The following is a 14,336-nucleotide window of genomic DNA, read 5'->3' on the forward strand; positions in this document are numbered from 1 at the left end:
TGTCGATCCTACCGATCGCCGGCTCCGCGTTGGCTGCGCACGGACTGCGCGTCGGGGCCGGGCGCACCGCGCTCCGCGGCGAGGGCTGCGATCGAGGACCGGAGACCGTCGTCCGTCGCCGTCGGCATACGATCGTGCCCGAGTGCACCGAGCAGTCGGGCACCGGAGACGCGGTAGTCCTCGGTGAGCTTGGCGAGACGCCCGGAGTTGAGCGGCACGGCGGGGACGCGATCGCCGACGGCGGCCGCCAACCGCACGAGGGCCGGTGGGAGCGCCAGGCGACGGACCCGGCGACCGGTGACCTCGGCGATGAGGGTGACGAGGTGCCCCGTCGACACGGGCTCGTCGTCGGCGACGAGGTACACACCCGTCGTGACGGTGGGCGTGTCGATGATGCTCGTGATCGCCCACGCGAGGTTCTGGATCGACACGAAGCTGCGCTCGTTGCGGAAGGCGTCGAGCGGGTACGGGATGCCGCGGGAGAGCAGACCGAACAGGAGGCGCAGGTTGCCCTTGTCCCCCGGCCCGTGCACCATCGTCGGACGGAGGACGATCGTCCGGCGACCGGCGGGCGGTTCGACGGCGAGCAGGAGCCGCTCGGCTGCGAGCTTCGACTTCCCGTACGGGGTCACCGGGTGGGGCTCGGCGGACTCGTCGAGCACGCCGTCGACCGTCGCCTCGTTCACCGCGGCGACGCTGCTCAGCTGGATGAAGGTGGTGGCGTCCGACGCGAGGAAGGCGACGTACGCACGTTCGGCGAGGTCGGTGTTGATCCTGCGGTACACCTCGGGAGAGGCGGTGCCGTCGAGGTCGTGCGCCTTCCCGGCGAGGTTCACCACGACGTCGACGTCCGCGGGGAAGGGCTCCCCCGTCCATCCGCGTAACGAGAACGGCACGACCTCGTGGCCGGCCGCCTCGAGGACGGGGACGAGGTTCGTCCCGATGAAGCCGGTCGCACCGGTCACGAGCACCCGGCTCATCGTCCGAACCATCCCCACGTGCGGAAGTACACGAAGGCCCCCTGGATCGAGTACCACATCAGCTTCCGGTTGTGATGCGAGCCCTTCGCGAAGTGGTGGTGGATCGTCGCGCCGGGGTAATACGCGGTCCGGGACACCTGGAGGAAGCGTCGGGTGAGGTCGGCGTCCTCGATGTACATGAAGATCCGCTCGTCGAAGAAGCCGACGCGGTGCAGGGTCGAGGTCCGGAGGAACATGAAGCACCCCGAGAGGTAGGGCACGTCGAACATCGTCTTGTTGTAGTCGTGCGCCGGGTTCTCGTCGATGTCGCGGTACTCGTAGCGGGCCATGCGCTTCGCGACGAGCGGCTTCAGCGGACCGGGCAGGAACCGGCGGGCGAAGAGGTCGAAGACGGAGGGGTTCCGCTTCACCAGGTACTGGAGGGAGCCGTCGGGGTACAGCACCTTCGGCATGACGTGCCCGACCTCGGGGTGCTCGAGCATGAACTCGTGGAGCTCCTCGATCGCCTCCGGCTCGAAGAACACGTCCGGGTTGACCACCATGTGGAACTTCGAGCGCCCGAGGACCTTCGCGATCGCGAGGTTGTGGGCTGCGCCGAAGCCCGGGTTCGAGGGGTTGTGCAGGTACTCGATCCGCGGGTCGTCCACGAGGTCGCGGAGCTCGTCCGTCGGCGAGTTGTCGACGAGGTAGAGCGTCTCGACGAGCGGGCTTCCGAGGGTCGAGTCGATGGCCGCACGCAGCTTGTCGCGATCGTTCCGGTACATGACGATGCAGGCGGTCACAGGACGGTCCACGGTTCACCCTCTCCGGCGGCGGGGACGGCACCGCCGAGGCACGACGGACGTGGGCCCGACGCGCCTGGTCAGTCTACGTGCTGCCCGCGTCCGGTCCTGGGAGCCCGGGGCCGCATACTGGAGTGGTGCCAGAGCGTGTGTTCTTCTTCGACTGCGACAAGACCCTGTACGACTACGACTTCCGGAAACGCCTTCCGGCGCTCTCGCGGTTGACGGGCGTGAGCCAGTACCGGCTCGCGAAGCAGTGGTGGGTCGGCGGGCACGAGGCCGCGGCCAACATCGGCGAGTACCCGACCAGTGACGACTACCTGGCGGTGTTCGCCGAGGTCACCGGATACCCGCTGACCCTCGCGGAGTGGCGCGAGGCCCGTGCGGCGGCGATGACACCGGTTCCCGGCGTCCTGGCCACCCTCGCCCGCGCCTCGACCCTCGGCACGGTCTCCCTGCTGTCGAACAATCCGATCCCGTTCCGGGACTCCTTCGCGCAGCTGGCTCCCGAGGCCGCAGCCCTGCTCGGCGAGAACGACCTCGTGTCGGCCGTCCTCGGAGCGGAGAAGCCCGAGCCCCGTGTCTACACCCGCGCGCTCAGCCGGTACGGCGTCGCACCCGGTCGCACCATGCTCATCGACGACTCCGCGGCGAACTGCGCGGGTGCCGAGGCCGTGGGGATGCACGCCTTCCGATTGACGAAGGACGCCTCTGGCGCCTTCGACGTCGCGGGACTCGACGCCGCCGTCGACGCGTTCGTGGCTGCCACCCCCTGACCCGACCTCCGACCGCGACGGGTCAGCGGATCGCGATGGTGGTGCGGTCGCGGGTGGTGAGGTCGCGGTGCGTCGCCGCAGCGTGCCAGCCGTCGGCCGTGAGCAGCTCGCGGATGGCCTGCCCCTGGAGTTCACCGTGCTCGATGATGAGCGTGCCGCCCCGGTGGAGCAGTCGCTGCGCGGTCGCGGACACCTGGCGCACCACGTCGAGACCGTCCGGTCCGCCGTACAGCGCGGCCGAGGGGTCGTGGAGACGCACTTCGGGATCGCGTGGGATCGCGTCGTCCGGGACGTACGGGGGGTTCGAGATCACGACGTCCACCGAGCCGTCGAGCTCGTGGAAGGCGTCGGCGAGGTGCTCGAAGACGACGGTGGCGTTGTCGGCACCGGACTCGGCGAAGTTCCGTCTCGCCCAGATGAAGGCCTCGACCGAGTTCTCGGTCGCGTAGATCGCCGCGTTCGGGACCTCGGTCGCCATCGCCAGCGCGATCGCTCCGCTGCCGGTGCCGAGGTCGACGCCGATGGGCCGAGGGATCGGCACCGCCCGGAGTGCGTCGATGGCGAACTGCACGACCGACTCGGTCTCGGGGCGCGGCACGAAGACGCCTGGTCCGACCGCGAGTTCCATCGAACGGAACGCGGCACGACCCGTGATGTGCTGCAGCGGTTCACGCGCGGCCCGACGTTCGACCAGCTCGGCGAACACGGTGCGCTCTTCGGCGTCGAGCACGCGACCGGTGATCGCCGCGGCCTGCACGGCACCGCGACCGAGGCCGAGCACGTGTCCGAGGAGGAGTTCCGCGTCGACGTCGGGTGACGGCACGGCCGCGCGGGTGAGGATCTCGACGGCGTGTTGGCGCGCGAGTTCGACGGTCGCAGGGTGGCCGGCTGACGGGGTGTCTGCGGCGGCGGCGGAAGGGGTGCTGGGCATGAGCGAGGTCATCATCTGGGGCGGCCTGGTCGGGTGGGCCGCACCGAGCCTACCCCACCGCCTCGATGCGGCCGCGGGCCGTCGACCCTCCTCGTCACACGGGAGACCGCCGATCGACCAGGTCGTAGGCTGAACCGAGCCCCGTTCGAGGAAGAGGAACACCGTGACCGGCACCGTCTACACCGACATCACTCAGGCCTACGGCCGCACCCCGCTCGTCCGCCTGAACCGCATCGCCGAGGGCGTCGGCGCGACCGTCCTGGCGAAGCTGGAGTTCTACAACCCCGGATCGAGTGTCAAGGACCGCCTGGGCATCGCGCTCGTCGATGCGGCGGAGGCCTCGGGCCAGCTGCAGCCCGGAGGGACCATCGTCGAGTCGACGAGCGGGAACACCGGCATCGCGCTCGCCCTCGTGGGAGCCGCGCGGGGCTACCGGGTCATCCTCACGATGCCGGCCTCGATGAGCAAGGAACGCCGGTCCCTCCTCCGTGCCTACGGTGCCGAGCTCGTCCTCACCGACCCGACCAAGGGGATGGCGAACGCCGTGCAGGAGGCGCAGCGCATCGTCGCCGAGAACCCCGGCGCCGTCTGGGTCAGGCAGTTCGAGAACGAAGCGAACCCCGCCATCCACCGACGGACGACCGCGCCCGAGATCTGGGAGGACACCGCCGGCACGGTCGACGCGTTCGTCGCGGGCATCGGGACGGGCGGGACCATCACCGGCGTCGGCGGCTGGCTCCGTGAGCACAACCCCGACGTGCAGATCATCGCGGTCGAGCCCGCGGACTCCCCGCTGCTCAGCGAGGGTCGTGCCGGTGGACACAAGATCCAGGGCATCGGCCCGAACTTCGTGCCCGACATCCTCGACACCTCCTTGTTCAGCGAGATCATCCCGGTCGAGACCGACACGGCCTACGCGACCGCACGACGCCTCGCGACCGACGACGGCATCATCGGCGGCATGTCCTCCGGCGCCGCTGTCTGGGCCGCCCTCGAGGTCGGACGCCGTCCGGAGATGGCCGGCAAGACGATCGTCGTCATCATCCCCGACGCGGGCGAGCGCTACCTGTCGACGACGATGTACGACGACCTGCGCGACTAGGCTCGACGCATGGGAATGCTGTCGCGGGTCCGCGAGGACATCGGTGCCGCACGCGCACACGATCCGGCGGCCCGCGGCACCATCGAGATCGCGCTCAGCTACTCCGGCCTGCACGCCGTCTGGGCGTACCGGCTGCACCATCGCCTGTGGCGGCGCGGCTTCCGCACCCTCGCCCGGTTCGGCTCGCAGTTCACCCGGTTCCTCACCGGGATCGAGATCCACCCGGGCGCCCGGATCGGCAGGCGGTTCTTCATCGACCACGGTATGGGCGTCGTCATCGGTGAGACGGCCGAGGTGGGCGACGACGTCATGATCTTCCACGGCGTGACCCTCGGCGGGAAGAGCCGCGGCGTCGGCAAGCGCCACCCGACCATCGGTGACGGCGTCGCCGTCGGTGCCGGGGCGAAGATCCTCGGGCCCATCCGGATCGGTGCGGGCACCATCGTCGGCGCGAACGCCGTCGTCACCAAGGCGTGCCCACCCCGCAGTCTGCTGCTCGGCGTCCCCGCGGTCGAGCGCCCGCGCGGGAGCGGCGCCCACGGCCTCGCGTTGCTCGATCCCGAGTACCACATCTGATCCGCGAGCGGTGAGGCGCTCCGTCGCCCGCGCCTCCCCCGGACGACGAACTCCCGCATTCCACCCGCATCCCGCTCCTCGAGAGGTCCCCATGAGTCTCATCCGCCTGCACGACGTCACCGTCCGGTTCGAGGAACGCCCGGTACTCCGCGACGTCTTCTTCCGGCTCGAGCCAGGCGACCGGGTCGGGCTCATCGGGCGGAACGGTTCAGGCAAATCCACCCTCCTGAAGCTCGCGCTCGACCAGCTCCAGCCGGACTCGGGCACGGTGACCATCGAGGACGGAACGCGGATCGGCTACTTCTCGCAGTTCTCGGAGCTCGACGGCAGCGCCACCATCACCGAGGTCCTCGAAGGACTCTTCGGTCACATCCACGCCATCGAGGCGGAACTCGCATCCATCGACGCCGCGATCGCCGCCGACCCGAACGACCTCGACGGGATGACGAAGCTCATCGAACGGCAGGCCGAGCTCTTCGAGGAGATGGAGCGCCAGGACGGCTGGGACTACCAGCGCCACATCGACACCGCCCTCACCACGCTCGGCTTCGACGCCGCGCGCCGCGTGCTCCCCATCGACTCGCTCTCCGGGGGTTGGCGCAACCGTGCGGCGCTCGCGAAGATCCTCCTCGAGCGCCCGGACGTCCTGCTCCTCGACGAGCCGACGAACTTCCTCGACGTCGCGGGGGTCGAGTGGCTCGAATCCTGGTTCGGCTCGTTCCGCGGCGCGGCGATCGTCGTCTCGCACGACCGGACCTTCCTCGACGCCGTGGTCACCCGCATCGTCGAGGTCGAGAACTTCCACCTCCACGAGTACCCCGGCAGCTTCGACGAGTACGTCGTCCAGAAGCAGTTCCGGCTCAAGAGCCTCGAGGCGCAGTTCGTCCACGAGTCCGAACTGCTCGCCTTCGAGGCCGAGGGCATCTCGGACCGTCGCGAGGCGGCCAAGGCCGCCGGGAAGAAGGACCTCTCCTCGCAGCTGGCCAAGATCAAGAAGGCCAGGCCGCCGCGTCCGGTCGACGACATCATCACCGACATCTACGGCGGCCTGCACATCAAGGACACGCTCTGCCGGATCCAGGGGCTCACGAAGGCCTACGGCGACCACACGCTGTTCGACGGGCTCGACCTCGAGATCGGCCGCCGCGAACGCATCGTCGTCCACGGACCGAACGGTGCGGGCAAGTCCACGTTCCTCCGGATCCTCGAGGGCGACGAACGCCCCGACGCCGGTCACGTCACGTGGACCGGCGGGGTCCGATACGCGTCCTACAACCAGATGGTCGACGAGCTGGACCTCACCGACACGGTCGCGCACGCCGTCGGCGCTATGCCCGACAGCCTCGCCTTCGCGGCGACGAAGAAGTCGGTGAACCGCTTCCTCGGCATGTTCCAGTTCTCGGACGCCGACCTCAAGCAGAAGATCGGCATGCTGTCGGGTGGGCAGCGCGCCCGCGTCGCCATGGCCCAGTGCCTGCTCTCCGGAGCTTCGGTGCTCCTCCTCGACGAGCCGACGAACCACCTGGACCTCGCGAGCACGCAGGTGATGGAGCGCGCACTCGTGCACTTCCCCGGCGCCATCGTCGTGGTCAGCCACGACCGATTCTTCGCCGACAAGGTCGCGACGAAGCGACTGCGCATCGGCTGAACGACGAAAGCGCAGTCGTGGTCGTCATCCGAGAGGGATGACGACCACGACTGCGCTCTCGAGTCCTAGTCCTGGTCGCCGATGTCGGCCAGGCGCGCTTCCTCATCGGCGGTGATCGCCGATTCGATGATCGGACCGAGCGCGCCGTTCATGACGCCGTCGAGGTTGTACGCCTTGTACCCGGTCCGGTGGTCGGCGATGCGGTTCTCGGGGAAGTTGTAGGTGCGGATGCGCTCGGAGCGGTCCATCGTGCGGATCTGCGTCTTGCGCGCCGCGCTGTCGAGCGCCGCCTGCTCCTCCTGCTGACGCGCGAGGATCCGTGCGCGGAGGACGCGCATACCGGCCTCACGGTTCTGCAGCTGACTCTTCTCGTTCTGCATCGACACCACGATGCCGGTCGGCAGGTGGGTGATGCGCACCGCGGAGTCCGTGGTGTTGACCGACTGACCGCCGGGGCCGCTCGACCGGTAGACGTCGATCTTCAGGTCGTTCTGGCTGATCTCGACCTCCTCCGGCTCATCGACCTCGGGGAAGACGAGGACACCCGTCGTGGAGGTGTGGATGCGGCCCTGGGACTCGGTGGCCGGCACACGCTGCACGCGGTGCACGCCGCCCTCGTACTTGAGGTGCGCCCAGACCCCCTGCGACGGGTCGGTCGCGTTCGACTTGATCGCCACCTGGACGTCCTTGTAGCCGCCGAGGTCGCTCTCGGTGCGTTCGAGGAGCTCGGTCTTCCACCCCTTGGACTCCGCGTAGTGCAGGTACATCCGGAGCAGGTCGGCGGCGAAGAGGGCGCTCTCCGCGCCGCCCTCGCCACCCTTGATCTCCATGATGACGTCGCGGCCGTCGTCGGGGTCGCGCGGGATGAGGAGACGGCGGAGCTTCTCCTGGTTGGTCACCAGCAGTTCTTCGAGCACCGGCACCTCCTCGGCGAACGCCTCGTCCTCCTTGGCGAGTTCGCGAGCGGCGTCGAGGTCCTCCTGCGTCGCCTGCCAGGTGTGGTAGGCCGCGATGATCTTCGACAGCTCGGCGTAGCGGCGGTTGATCTTCTTCGACCGCGCGGGGTCGGCGTGGACCGCCGGGTCGGCGAGCTGATCCTGGAGATCCTTGTGCTCGGCGACGAGCGTCTCAACTGATTCGAACATCGTTCTCTTCCTTCATCACCATCATGCGGCACCGGGGGCGAAACGGGACCGACCCCACCCGTTCCCGATGCCGGTGCGGCGCGGGTACGGATGGGGTCGGTCGGGACCGCTAGCGGTGGTTGTTCTCGTGTCCGTGGCTGTGCGAGGTCGGTGCGGGCATCGACTTCTGCATCTGGACGAGGAACTCCACGTTGGACGTGGTCTCCTTCAGCTTGCCGAGGACGACCTCGAGGGCCTGCTGCTGGTCGAGGCCGGCGAGGGCCCGACGCAGCTTCCAGGTGACCTTGACCTCGTCGGGAGCGAGCAGCATCTCCTCGCGGCGGGTCGAGGACGCGTTGACGTCCACGGCCGGGAAGATCCGCTTGTCGGCGAGCTGGCGCGAGAGCCGGAGCTCCGAGTTGCCGGTGCCCTTGAACTCCTCGAAGATGACCTCGTCCATCTTGGAACCGGTCTCGACGAGCGCGGTCGCGAGGATCGTGAGGGATCCACCGTTCTCGATGTTGCGAGCGGCACCGAAGAAGCGCTTCGGCGGGTACAGCGCCGCGGCGTCGACACCACCGGAGAGGATCCGACCCGAGGCGGGTGCGGCCAGGTTGTAGGCACGACCGAGACGTGTGATCGAGTCGAGCAGCACGACGACGTCGTGGCCGAGCTCGACGAGACGCTTGGCGCGCTCGATCGCGAGTTCGGCGACCGTCGTGTGGTCCTCGGCCGGCCGGTCGAAGGTGGAGGCGATGACCTCACCCTTCACCGTGCGCTGCATGTCGGTGACCTCTTCGGGACGCTCGTCGACGAGCACGACCATGAGGTGGACCTCAGGGTTGTTGATCGAGATCGCGTTGGCGATCTGCTGCAGGACGATGGTCTTCCCGGCCTTCGGCGGGGCGACGATCAGGCCGCGCTGGCCCTTGCCGATCGGTGCGACGAGGTCGATGATGCGCTGCGTGAGCTTCGTCTGCTCCGTCTCAAGACGGAGGCGCTCCTGCGGGTACAGCGGGGTCAGCTTGCCGAACTCGACGCGGGCGCCGGCCTCGTCGACGGACAGGCCGTTGACGGAGTCGACCTTGACGATCGCGTTGTACTTCTGGCGGCTGCTGCTGTCGTTGTCGCGCGGCTGACGGATGGCCCCGACGACGGCGTCGCCCTTGCGCAGGTGGTACTTCTTCACCTGGCCGAGGGAGACGTAGACGTCGTTGGTGCCCGGGAGGTAGCCGGAGGTGCGCACGAAGGCGTAGTTGTCGAGGACGTCGAGGATGCCGGCGACCGGGATGAGGACGTCGTCCTCGGCGATCTCGGGCTCGACGTCGTCGTTCTGCACGGATCCGCGACGCTTGCGGTCGCGGTAGCGGCTGCGGCCGCCACGACCCTCGGACTCGTCGCCCGGTGCACCCTGGTTGCCCTGACCGCCCTGGTTGCCGCGGTTCTGCCCCTGTTGCTCCTGCTTGGCGTCGGCCTTCTGGCCGGCATCGGCGTTCTGGTTGCCGTTGTTCTGGCCACCGTTGTTCTGGTTGCGCCCACGGCCGCGACCGCGACGTCCGCCGGACGACTGGCCGTCCTGCTGCTCGCCGTCCTGGGTGTCGTCGGCGTCCGTGTTCGCGGCGTCGTCGTTCGAGTCCTGCTCGGAGGCGTTCTGTGCGGCGCGGCGCTGCTCGCCGCCGGCCTGCTCGCCGGTGCCCTGCTCAGCCGTGTTCTGCTCGGCGTCGTCGGCGTTGCGGTCGCGATCGCGTCCGCGACCACGGCGGTTGCCGCGCGAACGCCTGGGCGTCTGCTCGGGGGTCGTCTCGTCGGCGCTCTGCGACGCAGCGGTCGCGGCGGCGTCGTCGGACTGCTCGGCCGGAGCCGCGTCGGCCGGAGCGGACGGCGCCTCGGCCTCGACCGGGGCGGGTGCGGCAGCCGGCGCAGCCGGTGCCTCGACGACGGGGGCGCCGACGATCGGGGTCGCGTTCGGGGCGACGGTGGCCGTCGTGGCCCGGCGGGACTTGCGTCGCGCCGGCGGGGCCGCCTTCTCGGCACCGAAGGCCTGGTCGAGCGCGAGGTCGAGCTCAGGCAGCTTGGACTGCACCGGTGCCTCCGGCGCGACTTCGAGCGCGGAGACCGACTCGATGACGTCGGCGGTCTCGGTGGCCGCGGCGTCGGTGTCGGTGTCGGTGCTGTTCTGGATGGTCTGGATGGCTTCGACCAGCTCGCCCTTGCGGAGCTTCGAGGCTCCGGCCACTCCGAGAGCGGCGGCGAGACGCTGCAGGTCGGCGACCTTGAGCGTCTTCGGGTCGGCATCCAGCGAGACGCCTGAGGCGCCTTCGTTGACGTCTGTCACGTGTGTCTTCCTTCCCTTGCGTCGAGACAGAGCTGTCTCGCGCAGGCGGCGATCGCACCGGAATCCTGTGCGGCGGGTGGGTGATGTTCACACGACGCAGAGCCTGTGCGGATAGCCCGGTGCGACGATCCGGCGGAGCGCTGCTCAGCAAGATGGAAACACGGTGGGACCCGAACAGACGCGATCAATTGGTGCGAAAGCGATGATTGTGCGGAATTGCCCCGGAAGCCGGTTACGCCGAAGAGGCGGGGTGGGCCGGGTGCCCTCCCACTGTAGCACCCTTGAAGTCGACCGCGAGCATGAGCGACTGCCACGGGGTGGTGGCGTGCTCGGCGACCAGCGCGGTGGCTTCGAGGCGTCGTCCGGGATCGTCCGCGAGGACGAGGATCGACGGACCGGCGCCGGACACGACGGCGGCGAAGCCGTGCTCGCGCAGCAGCGTGATGAGGGTGTTCGTCTCGGGCATCGCTGCGGCGCGGTAGCTCTGGTGGAGCCGGTCCTCGGTGGCCGCGAGCAGGAGCTCGGGGCTCTGCGTGAGCGCGGCGACGAGGAGCGCCGAACGCGAGACGTTGAACGCCGCGTCGGCGTGCGGCACGTTGGCGGGCTGCAGGCTGCGGGCGAGTTCCGTGGACATCGTGTGCTCGGGGACGAGCACGAGCGGCGAGACCCCGCGGTGCACGATGAGCTTCTTGTGCTGTGGGCCGTCGTCCGTCGTCCACGCGATCGTCAGGCCGCCGAACAGCGCCGGAGCGACGTTGTCGGGGTGACCCTCCATCTCCGTCGCGAGCCGGAGGAGGTCGTCCGGACCGAGCTCGACCCGACCCTCGAGGAGCCCCTTCGCCGCCATGATGCCGGAGACGATCGCTGCGCCCGAGGAGCCGAGGCCGCGGCCGTGCGGGATGACGTTCCGCGCGACGACGTCGAGACCGGGGAGGTCGTGGCCGTAGGCACGCAGAGCGTGCGCGATCGCGGTGATCACGAGGTTCGAGGCGTCGGTCGGCACCTCGCCGGCGCCGACACCGATGACCTCCACGAACACGCCGGGCTCCTCGCGGACTGTGACGGTCAGCTCGTCGTACAGGGCGAGCGCCAGACCGAGCGTGTCGAAGCCGGGGCCGAGGTTGGCGGTGGTCGCCGGCACCTTCACGGTGACGGTGCGTCCGATCGCAAGCGGTTCGGTGTGACTCATAGGGATGCCTGCAATCTGGTGAGAGGTCGGCGAGCGACGCGGTCGGGGGTCGTGCGGTTCGGCACCTACTCGGCTCCTTCGACCCGGAGCACGGACACGACCCGCTCGACGTGGGCGTTCGAGGCGAGCTGCTCGACGGTGGCCGCGAGGGCCGATTCGAGCGCCCGGTGGGTGCCGATGACCAGGGTAGCGGTCGACAGCGTCCCGTCCGAGGAGGCCACGGACTGCTGGAAGGTCTCGACCGAGACGCCGCCGTCGCTGAGGATCCCCGCGACCGCGGCGAGCACGCCGGGTTCGTCGGCCACCTCGAGGGTGACCTGGTATCGCGTCGTGACGCGGCCGATCTCGAGGACCGGCAGGTCGGCGTGCGTGGACTCGCCGACACCGGGGCCGCCGGCGACGTGACGACGGGCCGCGGAGACGAGGTCGCCGAGGACCGCGGAGGCGGTCTCCTTGCCGCCGGCGCCGGCGCCGTAGAACATCAGGCTCCCGGCGTTCTCGGCCTCCACGAAGACGGCGTTGTTGCCGCCGTGCACGGCGGCCAGTGGGTGCTCGCGACCGATCAGGGCCGGGTAGACACGGGCGGACAGGCCTTCCTCGCCGGTCGTCTCATCGACGATCCGCTCCGCGATCGCGAGCAGCTTGATGACGTAGCCCTCGCTGCGCGCGAGGTCGACCTGGGCCTTCGTGATGCCGGTGATGCCCTCACGGTGGACGGCCTCGACGGGGACGGTGGTGTGGAAGGCGAGACTCGCGAGGATGGTCGCCTTCTGCGCCGCGTCGTAGCCCTCGACGTCGAGGGTCGGGTCGGCCTCGAGGTACCCGAGCTCGCTCGCGACGGCTGCCGCGTCCTCCATCGTGTCGCCGAAGCGGTCCATCCGGTCGAGCATGTAGTTCGTGCTGCCGTTGACGATGCCGAGCACCCGGTTGATGCGGTCGCCCGCGAGGCTCTCCCGCAGGGGTCGGATGATCGGGATCGCCGCGGCGACGGCCGCCTCGTAGTACAGCTGGGCGCCGACCTGCTCAGCGGCGTCGAACAGTTCCGGGCCGTGCGTCGCGAGCAGCGCCTTGTTGGCGGTGACGATGTCGGCACCGGCGTTGATGGCCTGCAGGATGTGGCTGCGCGCCGGCTCGATGCCGCCGATGAGTTCGATCACGATGTCGGCGCTCAGGATGAGCTGCTCGGCATCGGTCGTGTACAGCTCCTTCGGCAGGTCGACGTCGCGAGGTGCGTCGACGTCGCGCACGGCGATGCCGATGAGCTCGAGGCTCGCTCCGGCGCGGGACGCCAGTTCGTCGGCGTGCTCGAGCAGCAGACGCGCCACCTGCGAGCCCACCGATCCGGCGCCCAGCAGGGCGACCTTCAGTCCGCGGTATTCGATCATTCCGTGTCCAATCCCGCATCGCGGCTGAGGAGGTCGTGCTCGGTCTCGCCCCGCACGATGACGCGGGCCGCGCCACCCGACACGGCGACGACGGCCGGGCGACCGAGGTAGTTGTAGTTGCTCGCGAGGGACCAGCAGTAGGCCCCGGTCGCGGGGACGGCCAGGAGGTCGCCGTCGCGGACGTCGGCCGGCAGGTAGTCGGCGTTCACGACGATGTCGCCCGACTCGCAGTGCTTGCCGGCGATCCGGACGAGCGCAGGAGGCGCCTCACTCACGCGGTCGGCGATCCGGACCGTGTAGTCCGCGCCGTACAGCGACGGCCGGGCGTTGTCGCTCATCCCGCCGTCGACGCTGACGTAGCGGCGGACGGCCGTCTCGCCCTCGTCGTTCCAGGCGACCACGACGTCCTTGATCGTGCCGACCTCGTAGAGCGTGATGCCGGCGCCGCCGATGATCGCGCGTCCCGGTTCGAAGGCGAGCTTCGGGATCCGGACGCCGTGGAGGTCTGCCGCAGCCTGGACACCGGCGAGGATGTCCGCCGCGAGCTGCTCGATCGGCGTCGGGTCGTCGGCGCTGGTGTAGGCGATGCCGAAGCCGCCACCGAGGTTGAGCTCGGGCACGGGGCCGCCCTCGAGCAGGCGTGCGTGCACGGCGAGCAGGCGGGCGGCGGATTCGGCGAACCCGTCGGACCCGAAGATCTGCGAGCCGATGTGGCAGTGGAGTCCGAGGAAGTCGAGCGAGGCGTGCGTCCGGATGCGCGCGACGGCGTCGGCGGCGTCCTCGAGCGGCAGCCCGAACTTCTGGTCCTCGTGGGCGGTCGCGAGGTACTCGTGCGTGTGGGCGTGGACGCCGCTGTTCACGCGCAGGCGCACCGACTGGACCCGGCCAGCGCGCTCGGCCGCCGCGGCGACGCGGTCGATCTCGGTGAGGCTGTCGAGCACGATGGCGCCGATCCCGACACCCACGGCTCGCTCGATCTCCGCGACCGACTTGTTGTTGCCGTGGAAGCCCAGCTGGGCCGCATCGGTTCCGGCGGCGAGTGCGACGGCGAGTTCTCCACCGCTGCAGATGTCGATGCGGAGGCCCTCCGCCGTCATCCAGCGCGCGACCTCGGCCGAAAGGAACGCCTTCCCCGCGTAGTAGACGGCGACACTCGTGCCGCGGGCCGCCGCTTCACGCTCGAACGCCTCTCTCAGCGTGCGGGCACGGGCCCGGGCGTCGTCCTCGTCGACGACGTAGAGGGGCGTGCCGAAGCGCTCCTGGAGCGTGCGGACGTCGACGCCGCCGAGCTGCAGGAGGCCGTCGGTGTCGCGGGCGGCCGAGGCCGGCCACACGGCCGGATCGAGCGCGTTCGGATCGACGGGCTCGGCGAGCCAGTCGGGGGCGAGGGGGTTTCTGGCCACGGGGGTGTCCTGAGTCCTGTTGAGCGGAAAAGGAGGTTCTCGTTGGGCGAGCGGACCCGGTTTGGCCCCTGAAGCACCGATTTGCAGAGCACCGATGAAGGTGGA

The 14,336-nt window shown here is 69.7% G+C and carries 12 protein-coding genes; 4 read left to right on the forward strand and 8 right to left on the reverse strand.

The features are described 5' to 3' along the window. Positions 1-8: 8 nt before the first annotated feature. Positions 9-980 (reverse strand): NAD-dependent epimerase/dehydratase family protein, encoded by a 972-nt coding sequence (locus tag BWO91_RS12400; RefSeq protein WP_167620474.1) that lies wholly within the window; start codon positions 978-980, stop codon positions 9-11. Next, positions 977-1,774, reverse strand: coding sequence for a glycosyltransferase family 2 protein (locus BWO91_RS12405; RefSeq protein ID WP_153303450.1), 798 nt, complete (start codon positions 1,772-1,774; stop codon positions 977-979). Before BWO91_RS12405 ends, BWO91_RS12400 begins: the two co-directional genes overlap by 4 nt. Positions 1,775-1,899: 125 nt before the next feature. Here BWO91_RS12405 and BWO91_RS12410 point away from each other — a divergent pair, with 125 nt between their 5' ends. After that, positions 1,900-2,538 (forward strand): HAD-IA family hydrolase, encoded by a 639-nt coding sequence (locus BWO91_RS12410; protein ID WP_231884337.1) that lies wholly within the window; start codon positions 1,900-1,902, stop codon positions 2,536-2,538. A gap of 22 nt (positions 2,539-2,560) precedes the next feature. Here the strand turns inward: BWO91_RS12410 and prmC are convergent, their stop codons facing one another. Then, positions 2,561-3,469 carry a peptide chain release factor N(5)-glutamine methyltransferase gene (prmC, locus tag BWO91_RS12415; RefSeq protein WP_228501986.1) on the reverse strand — a complete coding sequence of 303 codons (909 nt, stop codon included), beginning with the start codon at positions 3,467-3,469 and terminating at the stop codon, positions 2,561-2,563. A gap of 163 nt (positions 3,470-3,632) precedes the next feature. On the opposite strand from prmC, the gene cysK reads away from it, so the two are divergent. The 3 genes from cysK (at position 3,633) to BWO91_RS12430 (ending at position 6,795) form a co-directional block, all read left to right on the forward strand. Beyond that, positions 3,633-4,571 carry a cysteine synthase A gene (cysK, locus tag BWO91_RS12420; protein WP_079002760.1) on the forward strand — a complete coding sequence of 313 codons (939 nt, stop codon included), beginning with the start codon at positions 3,633-3,635 and terminating at the stop codon, positions 4,569-4,571. Positions 4,572-4,580: 9 nt separating this feature from the next. Continuing rightward, positions 4,581-5,147 carry a serine O-acetyltransferase EpsC gene (gene epsC / locus BWO91_RS12425; protein WP_079002761.1) on the forward strand — a complete coding sequence of 189 codons (567 nt, stop codon included), beginning with the start codon at positions 4,581-4,583 and terminating at the stop codon, positions 5,145-5,147. A gap of 91 nt (positions 5,148-5,238) precedes the next feature. After that, entirely contained in the window at positions 5,239-6,795 is a 1,557-nt protein-coding gene (locus tag BWO91_RS12430; RefSeq protein WP_079002762.1) for an ABC-F family ATP-binding cassette domain-containing protein, read from the forward strand. Between the two features lie 65 nt (positions 6,796-6,860). On the opposite strand, the gene prfA is transcribed toward BWO91_RS12430, so the two are convergent. The 5 genes from prfA to lysA form a co-directional block, all read right to left on the reverse strand. Further along, the gene (gene prfA / locus BWO91_RS12435) at positions 6,861-7,940 is read right to left on the reverse strand and encodes a peptide chain release factor 1 (RefSeq protein WP_071262434.1); all 1,080 of its coding nucleotides are present in this window, start codon (positions 7,938-7,940) and stop codon (positions 6,861-6,863) included. A gap of 109 nt (positions 7,941-8,049) precedes the next feature. Next, positions 8,050-10,254: a transcription termination factor Rho gene (gene rho, locus BWO91_RS12440; RefSeq protein ID WP_064295298.1), complete on the reverse strand. Its 2,205-nt coding sequence runs from the start codon at positions 10,252-10,254 to the stop codon at positions 8,050-8,052. 232 nt (positions 10,255-10,486) lie between these two features. After that, entirely contained in the window at positions 10,487-11,443 is a 957-nt protein-coding gene (gene thrB / locus BWO91_RS12445; RefSeq protein WP_071262436.1) for a homoserine kinase, read from the reverse strand. A gap of 65 nt (positions 11,444-11,508) precedes the next feature. Beyond that, entirely contained in the window at positions 11,509-12,828 is a 1,320-nt protein-coding gene (locus tag BWO91_RS12450) for a homoserine dehydrogenase (protein ID WP_079002763.1), read from the reverse strand. Continuing rightward, positions 12,825-14,231, reverse strand: coding sequence for a diaminopimelate decarboxylase (gene lysA, locus BWO91_RS12455; protein WP_079002764.1), 1,407 nt, complete (start codon positions 14,229-14,231; stop codon positions 12,825-12,827). The genes BWO91_RS12450 and lysA overlap by 4 nt, the downstream gene beginning before the upstream one ends. Positions 14,232-14,336: the final 105 nt, after the last annotated feature.

This window comes from Plantibacter flavus, assembly GCF_002024505.1.
In the GTDB taxonomy this organism is placed as follows: Bacteria; Actinomycetota; Actinomycetes; order Actinomycetales; family Microbacteriaceae; genus Plantibacter; species Plantibacter flavus_A.

Coding starts and splice junctions, on each gene's coding strand:
- BWO91_RS12400 (WP_167620474.1), bottom strand. CDS start 980: ATGAGCCGGGTGCTCGTGACCGGTGCGACCGGCTTCATCGGGACGAAC.
- prmC (WP_228501986.1), bottom strand. CDS start 3,469: ATGCCCAGCACCCCTTCCGCCGCCGCCGCAGACACCCCGTCAGCCGGC.
- epsC (WP_079002761.1), top strand. CDS start 4,581: ATGGGAATGCTGTCGCGGGTCCGCGAGGACATCGGTGCCGCACGCGCA.
- BWO91_RS12430 (WP_079002762.1), top strand. CDS start 5,239: ATGAGTCTCATCCGCCTGCACGACGTCACCGTCCGGTTCGAGGAACGC.
- prfA (WP_071262434.1), bottom strand. CDS start 7,940: ATGTTCGAATCAGTTGAGACGCTCGTCGCCGAGCACAAGGATCTCCAG.
- thrB (WP_071262436.1), bottom strand. CDS start 11,443: ATGAGTCACACCGAACCGCTTGCGATCGGACGCACCGTCACCGTGAAG.
- BWO91_RS12450 (WP_079002763.1), bottom strand. CDS start 12,828: ATGATCGAATACCGCGGACTGAAGGTCGCCCTGCTGGGCGCCGGATCG.